Source organism: Selenomonas sp. AE3005 (assembly GCF_000686945.1).
Classification (GTDB): Bacteria; Bacillota; Negativicutes; order Selenomonadales; family Selenomonadaceae; genus Selenomonas_A.
Genome location: NZ_JMME01000001.1, coordinates 234,876 through 253,774 on the forward strand (window position 1 = coordinate 234,876; position 18,899 = coordinate 253,774).

19 protein-coding genes, 1 riboswitch and 1 other annotated feature are annotated in these 18,899 nt (G+C 50.7%); all 19 genes read left to right on the forward strand.

Annotated elements, in window-relative coordinates:
- The first annotated feature begins 3 nt into the window (after positions 1-3).
- The 19 genes from DL94_RS0101125 to DL94_RS0101220 all read left to right on the forward strand — a co-directional run bounded on the left by DL94_RS0101125 (position 4) and on the right by DL94_RS0101220 (position 18,883).
- A complete protein-coding gene (locus DL94_RS0101125; RefSeq protein ID WP_028128553.1) occupies positions 4-780 on the forward strand; it encodes a Flp family type IVb pilin in 777 nt (258 codons plus the stop codon).
- Positions 781-792: 12 nt separating this feature from the next.
- Positions 793-2,454 carry a TadE/TadG family type IV pilus assembly protein gene (locus tag DL94_RS0101130; RefSeq protein ID WP_028128554.1) on the forward strand — a complete coding sequence of 554 codons (1,662 nt, stop codon included), beginning with the start codon at positions 793-795 and terminating at the stop codon, positions 2,452-2,454.
- Positions 2,455-2,467: 13 nt separating this feature from the next.
- Positions 2,468-3,103, forward strand: a complete 636-nt coding sequence (locus tag DL94_RS0101135) for a prepilin peptidase (RefSeq protein WP_037371037.1) — start codon at positions 2,468-2,470, stop codon at positions 3,101-3,103.
- 12 nt (positions 3,104-3,115) lie between these two features.
- The gene (locus tag DL94_RS0101140) at positions 3,116-3,412 is read left to right on the forward strand and encodes a DUF192 domain-containing protein (RefSeq protein ID WP_231464428.1); all 297 of its coding nucleotides are present in this window, start codon (positions 3,116-3,118) and stop codon (positions 3,410-3,412) included.
- A gap of 66 nt (positions 3,413-3,478) precedes the next feature.
- Positions 3,479-3,713 (forward strand) — a binding site (T-box leader).
- Between the two features lie 37 nt (positions 3,714-3,750).
- Positions 3,751-6,429, forward strand: coding sequence for a valine--tRNA ligase (locus tag DL94_RS0101145; RefSeq protein WP_028128557.1), 2,679 nt, complete (start codon positions 3,751-3,753; stop codon positions 6,427-6,429).
- A gap of 18 nt (positions 6,430-6,447) precedes the next feature.
- Positions 6,448-7,758 carry a bifunctional folylpolyglutamate synthase/dihydrofolate synthase gene (locus DL94_RS0101150; protein WP_028128558.1) on the forward strand — a complete coding sequence of 437 codons (1,311 nt, stop codon included), beginning with the start codon at positions 6,448-6,450 and terminating at the stop codon, positions 7,756-7,758.
- The gene (locus DL94_RS0101155; protein ID WP_369793674.1) at positions 7,755-9,635 is read left to right on the forward strand and encodes an O-antigen ligase family protein; all 1,881 of its coding nucleotides are present in this window, start codon (positions 7,755-7,757) and stop codon (positions 9,633-9,635) included. Before DL94_RS0101150 ends, DL94_RS0101155 begins: the two co-directional genes overlap by 4 nt.
- Positions 9,598-10,227, forward strand: a complete 630-nt coding sequence (locus DL94_RS0101160) for a redox-sensing transcriptional repressor Rex (RefSeq protein WP_028128560.1) — start codon at positions 9,598-9,600, stop codon at positions 10,225-10,227. Before DL94_RS0101155 ends, DL94_RS0101160 begins: the two co-directional genes overlap by 38 nt.
- Before the next feature lies 1 nt (position 10,228).
- Positions 10,229-11,113: an ABC transporter ATP-binding protein gene (locus DL94_RS0101165; protein ID WP_028128561.1), complete on the forward strand. Its 885-nt coding sequence runs from the start codon at positions 10,229-10,231 to the stop codon at positions 11,111-11,113.
- 151 nt (positions 11,114-11,264) lie between these two features.
- The gene (locus DL94_RS0101170; protein ID WP_028128562.1) at positions 11,265-11,519 is read left to right on the forward strand and encodes a type II toxin-antitoxin system RelB/DinJ family antitoxin; all 255 of its coding nucleotides are present in this window, start codon (positions 11,265-11,267) and stop codon (positions 11,517-11,519) included.
- On the forward strand, positions 11,512-11,769 hold the full coding sequence (locus DL94_RS0101175) for a Txe/YoeB family addiction module toxin (protein WP_026765595.1): 258 nt from the start codon (positions 11,512-11,514) through the stop codon (positions 11,767-11,769). Before DL94_RS0101170 ends, DL94_RS0101175 begins: the two co-directional genes overlap by 8 nt.
- Positions 11,770-11,805: 36 nt before the next feature.
- The gene (locus DL94_RS0101180) at positions 11,806-12,543 is read left to right on the forward strand and encodes an ABC transporter permease (RefSeq protein ID WP_028128563.1); all 738 of its coding nucleotides are present in this window, start codon (positions 11,806-11,808) and stop codon (positions 12,541-12,543) included.
- Between the two features lie 36 nt (positions 12,544-12,579).
- Positions 12,580-13,419, forward strand: a complete 840-nt coding sequence (gene nudC, locus DL94_RS0101185) for an NAD(+) diphosphatase (protein ID WP_028128564.1) — start codon at positions 12,580-12,582, stop codon at positions 13,417-13,419.
- A gap of 84 nt (positions 13,420-13,503) precedes the next feature.
- Positions 13,504-13,699, forward strand: a riboswitch (cobalamin riboswitch).
- Between the two features lie 137 nt (positions 13,700-13,836).
- Positions 13,837-14,829, forward strand: coding sequence for a sirohydrochlorin cobaltochelatase (locus DL94_RS0101195; RefSeq protein ID WP_028128565.1), 993 nt, complete (start codon positions 13,837-13,839; stop codon positions 14,827-14,829).
- A 155-nt stretch (positions 14,830-14,984) separates the two neighbouring features.
- Positions 14,985-15,686, forward strand: coding sequence for a precorrin-2 C(20)-methyltransferase (cobI, locus tag DL94_RS0101200; RefSeq protein WP_028128566.1), 702 nt, complete (start codon positions 14,985-14,987; stop codon positions 15,684-15,686).
- Between the two features lie 24 nt (positions 15,687-15,710).
- Positions 15,711-16,661 (forward strand): ABC transporter substrate-binding protein, encoded by a 951-nt coding sequence (locus DL94_RS0101205; protein ID WP_072023078.1) that lies wholly within the window; start codon positions 15,711-15,713, stop codon positions 16,659-16,661.
- A 59-nt stretch (positions 16,662-16,720) separates the two neighbouring features.
- Entirely contained in the window at positions 16,721-17,674 is a 954-nt protein-coding gene (locus DL94_RS0101210; protein WP_231464457.1) for a FecCD family ABC transporter permease, read from the forward strand.
- Positions 17,674-18,453 (forward strand): ABC transporter ATP-binding protein, encoded by a 780-nt coding sequence (locus DL94_RS0101215; protein WP_028128569.1) that lies wholly within the window; start codon positions 17,674-17,676, stop codon positions 18,451-18,453. Before DL94_RS0101210 ends, DL94_RS0101215 begins: the two co-directional genes overlap by 1 nt.
- 205 nt (positions 18,454-18,658) lie before the next feature.
- Entirely contained in the window at positions 18,659-18,883 is a 225-nt protein-coding gene (locus DL94_RS0101220) for a FeoA family protein (protein ID WP_026761104.1), read from the forward strand.
- The last annotated feature ends 16 nt before the right edge of the window (positions 18,884-18,899 follow it).

Sequence of the window (18,899 nt, forward strand, 5' to 3'; positions counted from 1 at the left end):
AGGATGATGACAAAGCTGCGGAAAATACTGCGGGGAGAAAAGGGGCAGAGTTTGACGGAATGGTGTCTGGTGGCACTGCTGGCGTTGGGAGTGTTTCTCCTGTTCAGGGAATCCAGCCTGCTCACCCAGGCGAAGAACACCTATGATAATGTGGGCAGCTATCTAAGCGGTACGACGAAAACCGCCCAAAACCTCAGCAAGTATGGTACAATCTCCAACACGGAGCTCATGCAGATTGCTAATGAAGAGCGGATATCGCTGGACCAAAAGACTTTGGAGAATCTGGCCGGGGCTTTTATCGGCAAGACCAAAAATGAGATAAGAGCCATGCTGATAAAGGACCCCAATTTCAATAAATACGACGCGGGCAAAGAATTAAATCAAGGCAATCTGCTCTTTGACTATTACATTGAAAAAACCGGTGATGGTGAAGACGGGGCGGTACAGACGAGATTTGGCAATACCATGGTTTCCACCGATAACCTGCTCAATTGGATGCAGGGCAACTATACGTCGTTTGATACGAAAAATAATGCACTGACTATGGATAACCGCCTGTTCTACTCCAATGATGTAATTGACCCTTCGGGCGTAATGAACGGTACGGCGCATGAAGAAGGTACGTATGCCGTCAGTGTGCGCTGCACATTCAATTTTGACAAAAGCGGCAAGGTGGAGAGTGTGCAGATTTGGGCTACCCGTAATAAACAAAAAAAGGGAACAAATACCTGGATTAGAAATGAAACAGACGGGCTCATGCATTTAATGGTTAAAAATTAAGGGGGGAGTATCATGAGAGGAAAGTCTGCCGAAAAAGGGACGGTCTTAGTCTTTGTCGCTCTCATGCTCCCCTTTTTGGTATTTTTTGCCGGTATGGGAATCGATGTAGGGCGTGCTTACCTGTATAAATCCCATATGCAAAACGCTGCCGATGCTGCTGCGCTGGCCGGTGTGGAGAAAGCCGGCGGCTTGAAGGGCAGATTGGTGCGGAGCGGCGAGGTGCCGCTGAACAGCAATATTATTCAGTCCGAAAGCTCGGCTGTTGCTGACGAGGGCGCCAATAAAATCCTGGCTATGGATAAAAACAATATATGGAACACGCAGAACAGCAATACCCATACCGAAATGCGCAAAATTGTACGCACGGATTTAAAAAATCCGATAATGAAAAATCAGGCGGCGACCTATTATTATAAGGTCGTTTTGACCGATGATATGCCGTTTGACTTTGCCAGGAACTTTTTGCCGGCTGATTTGCTGCCAGACAATTGGAAGATATATGTAGAGGCCTGGGCAATGTCTAATGTACGCGAGGGCGGCATAGATTTGGACACGCAGCTTAGAGCGGCAAGAGATGCCTATACAGCTGGTACTTTTCAGGAATTAGAGGCTGGCTTAAAAAAACCGAGCAACTTTAGCAGTAAACGCGATTATGCCAAGGCAATCAGTTTTACCAACAAAGGGCCGGCCTATAATGCAGATGGAACCAGGACAGAAATCCACGATATGGATGGTACGGCGTCTTTGAACAATAATATGAAAAGCCTGTTTGTAAATTTTAAACCGGATTTTATTACCAGCCAAAAGATGACTGGCGACTGGGACCTTCATAAAATAGCCAATATGACGGTGCAGGAGGCCAGGGAATACATTTATGCCCTCGGCATGCAGATTACCAACTGGCGGATTGTTGACGCGTCAGGTACGGCATTGGAAGAAAACGAAGGCGGCATTTCCCTGTGGGGAAGGTTCTACGAAAAGCTGGTAAAATATTTTGGGGAAAATGTAGCCAAACAACTGATGTATACGCCGATAACCTCTGTTATCAATGTGACTAATCCTTACCCGGTAAGAGAGCTGGAACAACTGTCAGAGGACGAAATCTCCTATGATATACGCACGGACGAACCTAATAAGCTGGACCCTCTCTTTATCCGCATTGAAAGTGAGGAATATAATACAGGTTCCGGCAGCACCAGCTGGGTTACCAACACAGCCCGTGATATCAATATCAATATCCTGGCTGATAATACACCCAAATCAACCATTGCCGGGAAATATTATTATCGCCCCATGTTGTTCTTCTACGATGGCCCGGTGGGGGATAATGATGAACGCGGTACAGGACGTAAGTCACGCACGGTTACTTTGAATCTGGATAAAGACTTCCGCGGTATACTTTACGCCCCCAACAGCCCGGTGTGTGTGCAGGGGAATGGTCATAAGTTCCAGGGAATTATCGTCGCTGAACGTATCGTGGATGCTGCCGGCAATACCATAGAAATGCCGGGTGAGCTTAACAGCACGACGAATCCGGATTTTCAGTTATTCTATACGAAACTCGGCCTCAGTGAGGCTTACTACGATGACTTTGGTGCCATCGCTCTTACAGTTTATAATGACCCCAAACAGGATATCGTTTTTCTGACGGAACGGGCGAAGGTTACTATCTAAGGTGGTTCTCTTTATGTTGTTGATAAAACTATTGGCTGCCATCGCCTTGGCGGTGGCAGCCTCCTTGTGCGGTACGCGCTGGATTGATTCCCTGTACCGCCGGAAGGGAGAAATACTTTCCTTTCCCAAGCGGATTGCTGAGCAGGCTGTTGCGCGTCGCCGCCGCATGCCGGCCGTTATGGGCGCACTCTTTGCTTTTTCCGTGCTGGTAATAAACTGTCCTGTCTGGCAGAGCGGCTTTATTATGGCGTACCTGTTCTTTCTGGTATTGTTTGCTTTTACTGATTTTGAACAGCAGGTAATCTTTGACATAATGCTGCTGCCCTGCGCTGCCCTGGGACTTGTCAGTACAATTTTGACAGGTCAATCACTGCTGACGCATTTGCTGGCGGCCCTGGGCGGCGGCGGCCTGTTCTTACTGCTGGCACTTATCAGCAAGGGAGCCTTGGGCGGCGGCGATATAAAGCTCATAGCTTGTTTAGGACTATGGACAGGGATAAATGACCTGTCAGATATCATGATTATCGGCTGTATCGGTGGCGGCGTTGCCGCACTGCTGCTCCTGCTGACCGGCCGTATAAAAATAGGAGAAAATATGGCTTATGGCCCTTATTTTATCTTTGCCGCCTTGTATGTATTGTTTCGCTGACAGGAAATGCCTATGAAAATTCAACTGGAATACGCCGACACCTTCTGGCGACGCTTTTGCGGCCTGATGTTCCGCAAACAGCTGCCCCCGGGACAGGGCCTGCTGCTCGCTCCCTGCAATGGCGTCCACATGTGCTTTATGCGCTTTGCCATTGACGCCATTTTCATCGATAAGGACTACCGCGTACTGAAAATCGCCCCCAACCTAAGGCCGTGGCTGGGGATAGCCTACTGCCATAAAGCCTGGGGCGTAGTGGAAGTAGCTGCCGGTGAGGCTGAAGGGATAAACATAGGTGACATAATGGCATGATTTATTACTAAAATGCATTGTCAAGTGTCAGACTTTGTGATAAAATTAACGTCATGTTAGAAAAATAGCAAGGCAATGACGAAGAGGAGTAGGGCTATTCCTGCGGCAGAGAGAGAAAACGGCTGGTGGAAGTTTTCGTGCAGGGGGCGTGAAGGTCGCTTCGGAGCTTTTGGGCTGAACTATAGTAGGCGCAAACGTCTGGCCGCGTTAAGGCTTTGAGCTGACTTGTCAGATTGACATGTCAAATTGACAGGTCAGGAACATTGGTGGTACCACGAAAGTATGCGCTTTCGTCCTTTGGGGCGGAGGCGCTTTTTAGTTTATTGAGGAGGATTACAATGAGCGAGATTCAGGAACAGGAAAACAACATTCCGAAGGTTTATGACCCGCAGTCTTTTGAAAAGAAATGGTATAAGTTCTGGGAGGACAATAAACTCTTCCATGCTGAAGTGGATAAGAGCAAGAAACCTTACAGTATGGTTATTCCGCCACCGAATGTCACGGGGCAGCTGCACATGGGCCATGCGCTTGACAATACGCTGCAGGATATTTTGATTCGTTTCCGCCGCATGCAGGGTTACAATGCTGTCTGGATTCCGGGCTGTGACCATGCCGGTATCGCTACACAGGCTAAGGTTGAGGCCTCCCTGCGTGAAGAGGGGACGAACCGTTATGAACTTGGCCGCGAAAAGTTCCTCGAACGCGTTTGGGACTGGAAGGAACAGTATGGCAACCGCATTATGTCCCAGCTGCGTTCCCTGGGTTCTTCCTGTGACTGGGACCGTCAGCGTTTTACGATGGACGAAGGCTGCTCGGCCGCTGTGCGTGAAGTGTTCGTAAGCCTGTATGATAAGGGGCTTATCTACCAGGGCACGCGCATTACCAACTGGTGCCCGAACTGCAACACGGCTATCTCTGATATCGAAGTGGAGCATGAAAATGAAAACGGTCACCTCTGGCACCTGCGCTATCAGGTAGAGGGTGAGGACCGCTATGTGGAAATCGCCACGACCCGTCCCGAGACCATGTTCGGTGATACGGGTGTAGCTGTACATCCCGACGACGAACGTTATAAGGATATCGTAGGTAAGACTTTGATTCTGCCGATTGTCAACCGCCGTATTCCGCTGTTTGCCGATGAGTATGTAGACAAGGAATTCGGTACTGGTGCCGTCAAGGTTACGCCAGCACATGACCCCAACGACTTTGAAATGGGGCTGCGTCACAACCTCGAACAGATTAAGGTCATCAACAACGATGGTACGATGGGCGAAGGCGCTGGCAAGTACAACGGCATGGACCGTTACGAATGCCGCAAGGCGCTCGTGAAAGAGCTCGAAGAACTCGGCGTACTCGTGTCTGTTGAAGAACATGAACATGCTGTTGGTCATTGCTCGCGCTGCCACAGCACGATTGAACCGCTGGTATCCAAGCAGTGGTTTGTGAAGATGGAATCTTTGGCTAAGCCGGCTATGGAGGCAGTTAAAGACGGCCGCATTAAGTTCGTGCCGGAGCGTTTCAGCAAGATTTACCTGCAGTGGCTCGAAAATATCCGTGACTGGTGTATTTCCCGCCAGCTTTGGTGGGGGCATCGGATTCCGGCCTGGTACTGTGATGACTGCGGTAAGACCAGCGTATCCCGTACGGACCTGACGGAGTGTCCGCATTGCCACAGCCAGCATATTCATCAGGACGAAGATGTACTTGACACCTGGTTCAGCTCCGGTCTCTGGCCGTTTGAAACCATGGGCTGGCCGAAAGAAACGGAAGAGCTTAAGCATTTCTATCCGACAGCTACGCTCGTAACCGGTTACGACATCATCTTCTTCTGGGTGGCCCGTATGGTTATGATGGGCCTGGAATTTGGCAAGGATATTCCGTTCCAGCATGTATTTATCCACGGTCTGGTACGCGACAGCCAGGGCCGCAAGATGAGTAAGTCCCTGGGCAATGGTATTGACCCGGTAGAAGTTATTGAAAAATACGGTGCTGATACCCTGCGTTTCATGCTGATTACGGGCAACACGCCGGGCAATGATATGCGTTTCTATTGGGAACGTGTGGAGTCTGCCCGTAACTTTGCCAACAAGATTTGGAACGCCTCCCGTTATATGCTCATGAACCTCGAAGGCTTTGACAAGAGCTTTAAGCCGGCTGAGGAAGATTATACTCTGTCTGATAAGTGGATTTTGTCCCGTTATGCGCGTACGGTGCGTGACGTTACGGAAAACCTTGATAAGTTCGAGCTCGGCGAGGCCGGCCGCATGATTTATGAATTCATTTGGAATGAGTTCTGCGACTGGTATATCGAGCTGACGAAGGCACGCCTTTACGACAAGGAAAATGTCCGTGCCCGTAATACGGCCCTGTATGTGCTGTCCACCGTGCTTGAAGGTACGCTGCGCCTGCTGCACCCGTTCATGCCGTTCCTCACGGAAGAAATCTGGCAGAAGGTGCCGCATGCTGATGACCTCAAGAGCATTATGGAAACCAGCTGGCCGGAAGTTCAGGCCGAGTGCATCAGCGACGAGATTGAGGCTGATATGACGGCCATCATGGAAACTATCAAGACGGTTCGCAATATGCGTGCGGAAGTCGGCGCTGCTCCGAGCAAGAAGAGCGAGCTTATCTTAAGCTTTACGGACGAATCCTTGCGCGCTGTATTTACGGAAAACCAGAGCTATCTTGATAAGCTGGCATCTTCTGAACCGATTACGATTCTGCCAGCTGGTGCTGATAAGCCGGAAAATGCTATGGCCGGTGTGGTAAACGGTGTGGAAGTATTCCTGCCGCTTAAGGGCCTTATTGATGTGGATAAGGAAACCGCCCGCCTGACCAAGGAACTGGAAAAACTCGACAAGGAAATCAGCCGCCTGGCCAAGAAACTGGGCAACGAAGGTTTCCTCGCCAAGGCTCCGGCTGATGTAGTAGCAGGTGAGAAGGAAAAGCTGGCCGGCTACGAGGAAAAGAAAAAATCTGTGGAAGGCCGTATGCAGGATTTGGCCAAACTGAAATAATCGTTAGGAGAACCCTATATGAATTATCAGGAATCGCTGGCGTATTTAGAAAGTCTTAATATTTTTGGTATCAAACTTGGTCTGGAACGCATGCAAAAATTGCTGGCACGTTTGGAGCTGCCGCAGGAGCGGTATCGTACCATTCATGTGACCGGCACCAATGGCAAGGGTTCGGTGTCTGCCATGTTGGCAGGCATCCTGCGCCATTCGGGGATTCACACAGGCTTTTACAGTTCACCGCATCTCGTTTCCTATACGGAGCGGATAAGGGTGGACGGGCAGGCCATCAGTGAGCAGGAATTTGCCGACTGTCTAAGTTCCATCAAGGTTTACATTGACCAGATGATAGCAGACGGTGAGGAATGTCCTACCCAGTTTGAAGTATTGACAGCGCTGGCTTTTTTCTACTTTGCCATCAAGCATGTGGAATACGCCGTCATTGAAGTAGGTTTGGGCGGACTTTTGGATTCCACGAATGTCATTGTGCCGGAAGTTTCCGTTATCACTAATGTCACCCTGGAACATGCTGACCGCTGCGGCGGTACGCTGGCCGGGGTGGCCCGGCATAAGGCCGGGATTATCAAGGAAGATGTGCCGGTGGTGACGGCCGCCAAGGGCGAACCATTGGAAATTATCCGCCAGACGGCCGAGGAAAAGAACGCTGACCTGTTTGTGGCCGGTGAAGATTTTTCGACAGAGTTTATCAGCTGTGCGGAAAACTATCAGTGCCTGGAGTTTACCTCCCATTTGCTGGGCGTGGTCAAGGAACCGTATTCCCTGCATTTGTGGGGCAAACACCAGATAGAAAACAGCGCTCTGGCAGTTATGACGGCACAGCTGCTGCATAATACTGATGACAGAATAACCAATAAGACAATCGATGACGCGCTTAGTCTGGTCAGCTGGCCGGCCCGGTTTGAGCGGGTTGATTTGGGTGAACAGAAATGCATTGTTGATGGGGCACATAATCCGGCTGGTATGCAGGCACTGCGGGAAAGTCTCGATATGTACGTGCCGGCCCCGGAACGGGTGTTCCTTTTGGGAATTTTAAAGGACAAGGATATCGAGTCCATGCTGGATATTCTTCTGCGTCCTAATGATACCGTGGTGGTCACAGTACCGCATTCAGAAAGAGCGGCTGACCCACAGCAGCTGGCACAGAAGGTTGCTGCCCATGTGCAGCATGTGGAGGCCATAGCTGATAACAGCCAGGCCCTGGAGCGTGCTTTGGAACTGGCCAATAAGGAAAAATTATTGGTGCTGGCCGGCTCCTTGTATCTGGTGGGCGGTGTGCGTAAATTGCTGCTGGATAAGAAGGGGGGAGAATGATGGCAAAACAAAAATCCCCGGAAATGACGGCAGTGGAGCAGCGGCGTAAGGCCGCGATGCGGCAGAGATGGCAGCAGCGGTTAGAAAAGTGGGCGTGGTATGGTGTGCTGGCAGAGGCCTTTTTCCTGCCATTGTTTCCCTCGCTGGCAACTGTGGCCCTGCTTATCACCACGGTGATTACGGCTTTGCGTTTCCGCATTGATGAGGAGTTTGTCTTTCGGCAGCTGCCTTTTGACGTGCCGGTAGGCCTGTTTGTACTGTTAAGTGCCCTGTCCATTTTGGTATCGCCGGACAAGGGATTCAGCTTTTATAACTGGTATAATCTCGTCGGCGTTTATGTGCTGACATATCTGGTGGTGGGGCAGAACCTGCGCAGTGTCCGGCAGATAAAGGAAATTCTGGCGGTATCGGCAGCAGCGGCCGTACTCGTACTGCTGTACGGTTTCCATCAGTTCATGTTTGGCATTGATATAAGTTCCATGAAATGGGTGGACGGTGAGGCTTTCCCGGAACTGAGAAAACGTGTTTTTTCCACTTGGGAGAATCCCAACATTCTGGCCGGTTATCTGGACGCTGTTATCTGCATAGGCCTGGGGCTTTTCTTAAAGTGCGGCACCAGGCAGAAACGCATTGTTCTAGGCGTATTTATGGCAGCGGCGGCAGCCTGCCTGGCCATGACTTATGCCCGTGGCGCCTGCCTCGTGATTGCCATTATCTTTGCTGTCTACGGCATGCTTAAGGATTGGCGGGTACTGCTGGCTTGTGTGGCTGTGGGGGCTGTGCTCCTGCTGTCGGACCAGGTTCTCTATGAGCGCCTGACTTCGGTCTTTACCAAGGTTGACACTTCTTCGGAAATGCGTCTGGCCTTTTGGGAGAGCACCGTGGCGATGATTCAGGACCATCCGTTCCTGGGTATAGGCTGGGGTGCTTACTGGATGGTATATCCCGAGTATGATTTCTACCTGCAGGGGGCGGATATCCGCATTGTCCATGCGCATAATCTGTATCTGAATTACATGGCAGAAATCGGTATCCCGGGGGCAATTTCATTCTTTTGGCTGTTCTTTGGCTCGCTGTGGCTGGCTTTGTGGCAAAAGTTTAAGCCGGCCGAACCTGTACCCCAGGAGCCGACGCCCTTTGACTACAATGCGGAGACGGCGGCTGATGTGGAGCTGAAAAAAGTTGCTGACAGTGTTCAGACTGATGACCTGCCGCAGGAACCGCCCGTGTGGAAGGATTTTTGTGACTGGCAGGATTACCGGCTGCTCGGCGGCCTGTCGCTGGGCCTGGGGCTGGCCATGATATCGGTGGCTCTTAACGGCTTTACCGATGACCTGCTGTTTAATATTCCCACGTCCATGTTCCTGTGGACGCTGCTGGCGATGATTGCGGCGGTAGCCGAGTTTAATCAGCCGGCGGAAGAGGAAAGCGAGCCTGCGCCGGTGGAAGAACCCATAAGTGACTGGGGAAATGCCCTGGGAACAGATGCGGCCCCGGAAAAAACGGAGGACGACCCGTTTGCCAAAATGTATGCTGACCCGGTGCCTGAGAAAAAACAGGCTGAGGTGAAGGCTGAAACAAAAGCTGCCGCCCAAACTGAACCTGCGGCGGAGGAGAAAGCAGCTGCTACGGCAGAAAAACCTGCTGTGGAGACTGCGCCTGTTGTGGCGACTGCCCCTGCGACGGAAAAAGCGGAAACAGCAGAAACTGCAGAAAAAGTGGAGAAAGCTGCGGCAAGCGAAGGCGAGTCACAGTCCTCCGCCGAAGTTAAAGATGAAGTAAAAAACGAAGTTAAAGACGCAAAAGTCCAGCTAAAAACAACAGGGGAGGAAAAGCACGATGAAAAGTCCGACGACCATATCAAAGGCGACCATTGACCGGCTGCCGCTTTATTTCCGCACCCTGCGCCTGGCTCAGGACGAGGGGATTGATATTATTTCCTCTGATGAGCTGGGACGCCGTTTAGGCATAACGCCGGAGCAGATTCGTAAGGACTTGGCCTCCTTTGGGCAGTTTGGCAAAAAAGGCGTAGGCTATTACGTCAATGAGCTCAAACGCAATGTGGGCGATATTCTGGGACTGAACAATCACTGGAACATTGCCATTGTGGGCATTGGTCATCTGGGAGCAGCCCTGGCCAATTTCCATAACTTTGTTAGTCTGGGTTTTAATCTGGTGGCACTGTTTGACGATGACCCGGCGGTTATTGGCACGACGGTAAATCATGTCAAGGTTGAAGACACGGAGAACATGGCCCAGATAGTGCAGGAACGTAATATTCATATCGGCATTATCGCCGTGCCGGCAGCTTTTGCCCAAGGGGTTGCTGATAAACTGGTGGCGGCAGGTGTCCGGGGGATTTGGAATTTTGCCCCCATTAAGATGGAAGTGCCGGAAGGTATGCATATTGTCAACGAAGATTTGTCGGTAGGACTCAGCAGTTTGTCTTATCACATAAGCCATAAATGATATGATTATAATAAGTAAGCTTACGAAAAGTTTCCCGTACAAGACCAAGCAGGGAACGAAAAGTGAAAAGCTGGCCGTGGAGGGACTGTCGTTGACAGTCCCTTCTGGCCAAATATTCGGCTTGTTAGGCCCTAATGGTGCCGGTAAAACGACGACGATTCGCATGCTCACCATGCAGTTAAAGCCAACCGCCGGCAGTATCTCCTATGATGGGCAGGATATAGCCAGCCAGGGACAGCAGGTCAAAAGCCTGATCGGTGTGGTGCCGCAGCATGTTAATTTTGACCAGGATTTGACCGTAGGGGAGAATCTGGAACTGCATGGACGCCTGCACCGTATGCCGCGTGAAGAGCGCCGCCAGCGCATTGCTGAGCTGCTCGACTATGTCGAGCTCAGCGAGGTGATAAATGAAAATGTGCGGCGGCTGTCCGGCGGTATGAAACGGCGGCTGCTCATTGCCCGGGCGCTTATGCATAAGCCAAGGATTCTGTTTATGGATGAACCCACAGTGGCACTTGACCCGCAGGTGCGGCGCCGGATTTGGGATTTAATCCGGGGACTGGCCCGTGATGGCGTTACGGTTTTTCTGACCACCCATTACATTGAGGAGGCCGAAAGTCTGTGCCAGCAGGTAGCCATTCTTAACAAGGGCAAATTGATAGCCCTGGATACGCCGGAAAATTTCAAGGAGCAGCTGGGCAAGTTCACCGTGGAATGGGACGGCGAGGACGGGCGCAGCTACCGCTTTTTCACGGACAAACAGGCAGCCGCAGCCTTTGCCGGCAACCTGGAGGCCGCCGGCGGCATACTTATACGTCCCACGAATCTGGAGGACGTATTCATTGAGCTGACAGGACATCCAACGCGAAGTAACCTTGAAGTTTAATAGACGTTTATCTTGAAGGAGCTGTACTCTGATCTGATTCGTTCTGGGCGATGGAATGCATATGGCTATGTGTATTGGGATTAAACAAAGAATGTGTATTTACATTGTAAGTGCTTATGTAGTATAATTAGCTTAAAAGGAGGGGTATACTATGAAAGCAACTACACTTACAATGAGGGTTGACCCTGTACTTAAAGAGCAGGCAGAGGCATTATGTGCTGAAATGGGGCTGACTCTGTCAACAGCATACACCATGTTTCTGAAGGCAATGGTACGGACACGCTCGATTCCTTTTCCGATAACTGCTGACCCATTCTATAGCAAAAAGAACCAGGCATATCTTGCCGAATCCATAGCAGAACTGGAAGCAGGCGGCGGAGAGGAGCACGAGCTCATTGATGTGTAAAAAATGGTCTGGTCGTGCGTGGCAGGAATATCTTGACTGGCAGTTGGAAGACAAGAAGACTGTAAAACGGATAAACGCTCTGATAAAAAGCGTAGAGCGCGATGGCGTACTGGAAGGCATAGGCAAGCCTGAGCCACTTAAACATAATCTGCAGGGCTGGTTCAGCCGGCGGATTGATGACGAAAACAGGCTGGTATACCGTGTAAAAGAAAACACTATAGAGATTGCCCAGTGCAAAGGGCATTATTGATTGGGCTGTGCATAAGGGTGGAATCTGACCATGGAAATGTTATATGATACCTGGACGGTGTTCTGGCGTGACTGGGTGGTTCTGAAACGGCGGCTGACCAAGTTTATCCTGGCTCGCATGGTGGCGCCGATGCTGTATCTCGTGGCCTTCGGCTGGGGTCTGGGGCGCAGTATCAACGTGGGCAGCGGCAGTTATCTCGATTTTCTCGTGCCGGGAATCCTGGCCCTGAACTCGATGAATATCAGTTTTAATAGCATTACGCCCGTACATGCGGAGCGCATATATCATAAGAGTCTGGAAGAATATATTCTGGCACCGATAAGGCCGGCCGCTTATGTTTTAGGAAAAGTTCTGGCCGCGGTTCTGCGCAGTATGCTTTCCAGCCTTATTATCCTGCTGCTGGCCTATGCTTTCGGGGCGCATTTGCATTTGTCGGCGCTCATGCTCGTTGTGCTTGTTCTGAACGCCGTTATCTTTGCCGAGGTGGGGTTCTTTGCGGCCATGAAAATCAGCACTTATGAGGAAATGAGCCAGGTAAACACTTATATCCTGCTGCCCATGTCCTTTTTGTGTGGTACTTTTTTTGCGACGCAGGCATTGCCGGCGGCAATCCGCGTGGTTATTGAAATACTGCCGCTTACACATACGAGTATGCTGCTGCGCAGTATGGGCAGTGGTGCCGGTGCTGATGGTGTTTCGCTGCTTGTACTGGCAGTATATGCCCTGGTAGGTTTTATTTTAAGCCGGCAGGCTTTTGTGAAACTGATAAAATAAGCGGCTGAGGCAATGGAAAGGCGATGACGATTAAAAATGATACAGGATATATATCCGCATAAGCTGAGCAACGTATTTGTACCGTCTGCGCAGCCCAAGGCTGATGATATAATAATCTGTGTAAAGGATAATGGCATATTGGTAAGAGAGTCGGCGGACGGGATAAGATTTCCCGTATGGCAGGAAATGTCGCAGGGCATAACCTGTCGTTATCTGCTGAGCCTTGACCAGACAGGTGTTTATTACGCCGAACAGGAAGGGCTGGAACCGTGGGCAGGTTTTGCCTACAAAACGCTGCGGGAAATCCGCTATAATATTGGCGGCCCCCAGGAGCTCATGTATCTTGCCTATACGGCCTGGCACCTTATCTGCTGGTACAGGGATAATCGTTATTGCGGCCGTTGTGGTCATGAAACGGAGCATGCGGAGAAGGAACGGGCGCTTTGCTGTCCACATTGCGGCAATACCATTTATCCGCGGATTGTACCTGCTGTTGTGGTAGGTGTTACCTGGGGCGATAAGCTGCTCCTGACCAAATACGCCAATCGTAAAATGAGTTTTTACGCACTGGTGGCCGGCTTTACGGAAATAGGTGAAACGCTCGAGGAATGTGTGGCCCGCGAGGTCAGGGAGGAAACGGGGCTGCAGGTCAAAAATATCCGCTATTATAAGTCACAGCCCTGGGGCAGTGTGCAGGACCTGATTGTGGGCTTTTTCTGCGATGTGGCCGGTGATACTGATATCCGCCCGGATAATAATGAACTGGGCGAGGCCGTTTGGGTTGCGCGTGAGGATATCCAGGGACAGAAGGACGACTGGAGCCTGACCAATCACATGATGATGCTCTTTAAAGATGGCCGGGAACCACGCGCCTAATATTTACTGGCGCTTATCTTTACATTGACACCATCTATGCAAGCGTTTATAATAAAACATGTGAGAAAATCACAATTTTTATTCAATTACATAAGAGGAACAGGTGCTGGCCGGCGCACATCCGGCAGCTGAAAAGAGAAGCTGGTTAAAGACCAGCGCGGTCCCGCCACTGTAAGGGGAGCGAACCTGCATAGTTAAGTCACTGGAAATGCTTTTTCTGGGAAGGCGCAGGCAAGCTATGAACCAAGCCAGGAGAACTGCCTGTTTGACAATCACCGTTGCGGCCCAAGGGAGGCTGCTGAACCTGCGAGCGATGGGGAGGGGATTTTTCGTCAGGGTTCTTTATGATGAAATTGACACCTTTTGCGCGCAGACGTGAAAGGTGTTTTCTTATGGAAAATGTAGGAGGTATAAGTTATGAAGAAATGGCAAAAGACGTTAGCGGCAGCTATTGCCTGCGGTGCAGCATTCTCTATGAGCTACGTTCCGGCAGAGGCAGCATACCAGCTCAATGAGGAGGTCAAGGCTCCGACCAAGGCTTTGAAACAGGCATCTGAAATCGGTGTGCTGAAAAACGAAAACCCGGCTATGGCTAATCTGGCCAACAAAGACGCCATTGTAGTTATGACTTTTGGCACGACTTATAAAGATACGCGGGCTAAGACCATTGACGCCACGGTGAAGGCTATTCAGGCTAAGCACCCGAATACGAAGGTCGTTACGGCCTATACTTCCCACATCATCATCAATCGTGTGAAGAAGAATGAAGGCATTACTTATCCGACGCCGGAAGAGGCCCTGGAACAGCTGAAAAAAGAAGGCTATACGCGTGTAGCTCTCGCCAGCCTTGATGTAATTCCGGGCATGGAATACAACTACAATATCGGTGTATACCACAACTACAAAGACCAGTTCAAGAAAATGACGCTGGGTACGTCTTTGATGTACTGGCAGGGACAGGAAGAACAGGCTGATGATGTGGCTGAAACCATCAAAGCACTGTCCACGCAGTTCCCGAAACAGGGTAAAGATGATGCCATTCTGATTTTGGCACATGGTACGCCGCAGGTATCCAATGCTTACTATTCCGTAATTCAGGCAAAACTTGACGAAGCCGGTTATAAGAACGTATATGTTTACACGGTTGAAGGCTGGCCAAATCTGGAAACTGTCCTGCCCAAGCTCAAGAAGAATGGCATTAAGCACGTTACCCTCATGCCGATGATGATGGTAGCTGGCGACCATGCCAACAACGATATGGCTGGCAAGGAAGAAGATTCCCATAAATCCATTCTGGAAAAAGCCGGTTACAAGGTAGACGCTTATATCCATGGCATTGGGGAAAATAAGGCTATCCGCGACCTTTATGTAAAACGGGCTGAAGATGCCTGGAATGCTCTGGAAAAATAAGATTTCACCATATTCATTTAAATGACACTGACATAGCTATAGCCGCTTGCCCTATCGATCAGAAAGGGGTGAGCGGCTTAGCGTGTATTTGACAGGGGTAAATCATCATAGTATGATAGGCAAAGATACTATTGTTGTATGGAGGTTTTTGATTCATGAGTGGAATCTTTTATGGTATTGGCGTGGGCCCCGGTGATCCGGAACTGTTGACGGTAAAGGCTATCAAGGCCATTGAAAATGTAGATGTGCTGATTGCGCCGAAAACGGAAAAGAAAGAAGGCAGCGTGGCCCTGACTGTGGCCAAGCCTTATCTAAAAAAAGACGTGGAAATTGTCTATCAGGTTTTCCCGATGGTAAAGGGCTTTGCAGAAAACAGCACTGAGGCCTGGGAGGCCAATAAGCAGGAGATTCTGGCGCTCCTGCAGGCCGGCAAAAATGTGGCGTTTCTCACCATTGGCGACCCGATGTTCTACAGCACCTATATCTACATATATCGCCTGTTGGAGCATGAGGACGTGGAGATTAAGACCATTCCGGGGATTCCGGCGTTTGCGGCCATAGGCAGCCAGCTGGGCTATCCTATTGTCGAAGGGGACGACGTGCTTACGATTATTCCGGCCACAGCCAGCCCGGAAAAGGTGGAAAAGGCCATGCAGGCCGCTGATAATGTGGTACTCATGAAGGTTTACAAAAACTTTGAGGAAATGGCTGATCTGCTGGCCAAGAATGAGATGGCGGAGCAGGCAGTGCTCGTCAGCCGGGCCGGCCTTGATGACGAGAAAATCATTTACAACGTGGTGGCTCATAAAAAGGATAAGCTGAACTATCTGTCGACGATTTTAACCCGTAAAAATTAAATGTTCCATAAAAGATAGGGGACGATGAAATTGAAGGGCTATGTAAAAATAATCCTGTCCATTATGATGATGGCGCTGGTGCTGGCCGGCTGTGGTCAGGAGGCGGCCAAGCCTGCTAACCAGTCAGGTTATGCTACTCTGACCGATGACCTCGGACGGCAGGTGGAACTAAGCAAGAAACCGGCCAGAATTGTAGTGACATCGGCATCGTTTTTGGAGCCTTTGGAGGCGGTGGGCGGTGCTGACCTGGTAGTCGGCCGGCCGGATTCCCGGACGAAGATGCCGGAGTTTGCCAAAGACCTGCCCAGTGTCGGCAAGGTTTATCAGATTGATACGGAAAAGATTATCGCCTGCCAGCCGGACCTCGTGATTATCAACAAGGGCATGAACGAAAAATTGGTTGATACCCTGGAGGCTAACGGCATTAAGGCGCTGGTGCTCGATATGAAGAGCTATGCTGATGTGCAGAAGGAAGTAAGCACCCTGGCGGTGGTAACCGGCAATAAGGAAAAAGGCGAACAGCTCATAAAGGATATGGATGAAAAAATTGCGGCGGTAAAGGCGCGTATACCGCAGGAAAAACGCCGGGTATCCATCATTCATAGTACCAGTCAGGGGCTGACGGTGCAGCTCGAGGGCAGTATTGCCGGTTCGGTGGCAAAGATGCTGGGCTGGGAGAATGTAGCCAGCGGCACCAAGCCACTCGAAAAAAATCCTGACGCTGCTCCTTACAGTATGGAAACCCTGGTGGAGCAGAACCCGGAAATCATCTTTGTGACGAGTATGGGCAAACTGTCAGCTATTAAGGCCAGTATGGAAGAAACTATGCAGGGCCCGGCCTGGCAGAGTATTCCGGCAGTACGGGAAAAACGCGTTTATTACCTGCCACAGGAGCTTTTCCTGCTGAGTCCCGGCATTCATTACCCGGAGGCCGTAGAGACGATGGCAAAATGTGTTTATCCTGACGCAAAGTAAAGGACATATTATATATGATGACAGCAGATTTTTCTGCAGGCGGAAAACGGCGGACGCTCATGATGTTAGCGTTGGTCGTTTTTGCCTGTTTGGGGATAGTAATAAGTATAGTGAAAGGCTCGGTCGACATTCCCGTGGGGGAAGTGCTCACTTTGCTGACCGGTACGGAAAGCAGTCCGCAGGGGCAGATTATCTATAACATACGTCTGCCGCGAACGCTGGTGGCTGTTTTGGTGGGCGTGAATCTGGCACTGGCCGGGGCGATTTTGCAGGCCGTGATGAAAAATCCTCTGGCTGACCCGCATATTATCGGCATATCAGCCGGGGCTGGGCTGCTGGGGATACTGGTCATGCTGGCCTTGCCGGCATACGCTTATCTGGTTACGCCGGCGGCGTTTGTCGGGGCTATGGGCGCGGCGATGCTCATATATGTACTGGCCTGGAAAAACGGGATACGTCCCATTCGTATTATCCTGGCCGGCGTGGCAGTGTCGGCGTTTCTGAGTGCCGGTATATCAGCCTTGCTGATTTTTTACAGCGACAGGGTGCATAGCGCCCTGATGTGGATGGTGGGCGGCCTGTCAGCACGCAGCTGGCCGCAGGTCGAAATGCTCTGGCCGTACACGGCAGTATGTGTGGTTTTATCTTTGCTGGCTGCCCGGCATTTAAATATTTTGCAGCTCGGCGATGAAATGGCAAAGGGTTTAGGTGTGCGCGTGGGACTGACGCGGATTATCCTGTCGGCACTGGCGGCCCTGCTGGCAGCCAGTGCGGTTTCCGTGGTGGGACTGCTGGGATTTGTAGGCCTGATTGTGCCGCATACGGCCCGGCTATTGGTGGGCTCTGACCATCGGATTATGCTGCCGGCTACGGCCCTGCTCGGCTGTGGTGTGGTGACGCTGTGTGATACCATTGCCAGAACTGTTGTAGCGCCGGTGGAACTGCCGGTAGGGATTATCATGGCTGTTTTGGGTGCGCCCTTTTTCTTGTATCTGCTGAGGAGGGAACTGTGATGGAGCTGGCAGTAAAGAATTTACAGGTGTCCATCGGGGATAAGGAAATTCTGCACAGTGTGTCGGCAGTTTTCCCGCAGGGCAAGCGCACCGCCATTATCGGGCCGAATGGGGCAGGCAAGTCTACGCTGCTGAAGGCTTTAGCAGCTATCAATACTGACTATCAGGGGAAAGTCCTGCTCGATGGCCAGGAAATCCGCGCCCTGGGCCGTAAGGCCATTGCCCGGAAGATTGGTATTTTGCTGCAGGGTGCAGTGGCACCGCCGGATACCACCGTGCGCCAGCTGGTCGATTACGGCCGTTTTCCCTACCGCAGCCTGTTTTCGCGTGATGTAAAGCAGGACAGGGCAGTGGTGGAGTGGGCCATGGCGGCAACGCAGGTGGTAAAGCTGGCTGACCGTCAGGTGCAGACGCTTTCCGGCGGCGAACGGCAGCGCGTATTCCTGGCCATGGTGCTTGCCCAGCAGCCGCAGATTTTGCTGCTGGACGAACCTACCACGTATTTAGATATTGCCCATCAGCTGGAAGTTATGGATATCGTGGTGCGGCTGAACAGGGATTACGGCATGACGGTTATTATGGTGCTGCATGATATCAATCATGCGCTGCAGTATGCTGATGAAATCCTCATTCTCAAAGGTGGTTTGATTAAAGCACAGGGGAATCCCGGTGAGGTTATGACAGTTGAGCGCCTCGCAGATACGTTTGGGGTTAAGGCTGATGTGTTTGTCAACAGCCAGGGCAAGAGCGTTTTGTCACCGCTGGAATTAGTTAAATAATATGTATGGGGAAAGTATCCTGTACTAAGCAAGATGAGTCCGTTGCGTTTGGCAGCGGACTTCATTTTTTTATGAAAAACAAATGAAAAATATTTCTATTTGTAAATGAGAATCCTTGACAAGTGTTATTGATATGCGTTATCATGTGTTAAGTAGAAATAATCTCATTATCATTATCAAGAATTTGTATTAGGAGGCGTTGATTTTGACATTGAAAGACGGTAAAACCGGCATGACGCTGAAGATTCAGCAGATTGGCGATTCCGACCTCAAAGAAAGATTGATGACCATGGGGCTTACCCCGGGGACTAAGGTAAAGGTATTGCGCAGTGCTCCGTTGGGTGACCCCATTGCTATTGGTGTTCGTTCGTATAATCTGGCTCTGCGTCGCGACGATGCGGCTAAAGTTCAGGTGCAGCAGGTAAATTAAAGTCCTTGGACGTTAA

Excerpts from the sequence above, each read along its gene's own strand:
- DL94_RS0101155 (WP_369793674.1), top strand. The coding sequence starts at position 7,755 with ATGATGGCAAAACAAAAATCCCCGGAAATGACGGCAGTGGAGCAGCGG.
- DL94_RS0101160 (WP_028128560.1), top strand. The coding sequence starts at position 9,598 with ATGAAAAGTCCGACGACCATATCAAAGGCGACCATTGACCGGCTGCCG.
- DL94_RS0101170 (WP_028128562.1), top strand. The coding sequence starts at position 11,265 with ATGAAAGCAACTACACTTACAATGAGGGTTGACCCTGTACTTAAAGAG.
- DL94_RS0101215 (WP_028128569.1), top strand. The coding sequence starts at position 17,674 with ATGGAGCTGGCAGTAAAGAATTTACAGGTGTCCATCGGGGATAAGGAA.
- DL94_RS0101210 (WP_231464457.1), top strand. The coding sequence starts at position 16,721 with ATGATGTTAGCGTTGGTCGTTTTTGCCTGTTTGGGGATAGTAATAAGT.
- DL94_RS0101165 (WP_028128561.1), top strand. The coding sequence starts at position 10,229 with ATGATTATAATAAGTAAGCTTACGAAAAGTTTCCCGTACAAGACCAAG.
- DL94_RS0101205 (WP_072023078.1), top strand. The coding sequence starts at position 15,711 with ATGAAATTGAAGGGCTATGTAAAAATAATCCTGTCCATTATGATGATG.
- nudC (WP_028128564.1), top strand. The coding sequence starts at position 12,580 with ATGATACAGGATATATATCCGCATAAGCTGAGCAACGTATTTGTACCG.
- DL94_RS0101125 (WP_028128553.1), top strand. The coding sequence starts at position 4 with ATGATGACAAAGCTGCGGAAAATACTGCGGGGAGAAAAGGGGCAGAGT.
- DL94_RS0101180 (WP_028128563.1), top strand. The coding sequence starts at position 11,806 with ATGTTATATGATACCTGGACGGTGTTCTGGCGTGACTGGGTGGTTCTG.
- DL94_RS0101150 (WP_028128558.1), top strand. The coding sequence starts at position 6,448 with ATGAATTATCAGGAATCGCTGGCGTATTTAGAAAGTCTTAATATTTTT.
- DL94_RS0101135 (WP_037371037.1), top strand. The coding sequence starts at position 2,468 with ATGTTGTTGATAAAACTATTGGCTGCCATCGCCTTGGCGGTGGCAGCC.
- DL94_RS0101140 (WP_231464428.1), top strand. The coding sequence starts at position 3,116 with ATGAAAATTCAACTGGAATACGCCGACACCTTCTGGCGACGCTTTTGC.
- DL94_RS0101130 (WP_028128554.1), top strand. The coding sequence starts at position 793 with ATGAGAGGAAAGTCTGCCGAAAAAGGGACGGTCTTAGTCTTTGTCGCT.
- cobI (WP_028128566.1), top strand. The coding sequence starts at position 14,985 with ATGAGTGGAATCTTTTATGGTATTGGCGTGGGCCCCGGTGATCCGGAA.
- DL94_RS0101175 (WP_026765595.1), top strand. The coding sequence starts at position 11,512 with ATGTGTAAAAAATGGTCTGGTCGTGCGTGGCAGGAATATCTTGACTGG.
- DL94_RS0101145 (WP_028128557.1), top strand. The coding sequence starts at position 3,751 with ATGAGCGAGATTCAGGAACAGGAAAACAACATTCCGAAGGTTTATGAC.
- DL94_RS0101195 (WP_028128565.1), top strand. The coding sequence starts at position 13,837 with ATGAAGAAATGGCAAAAGACGTTAGCGGCAGCTATTGCCTGCGGTGCA.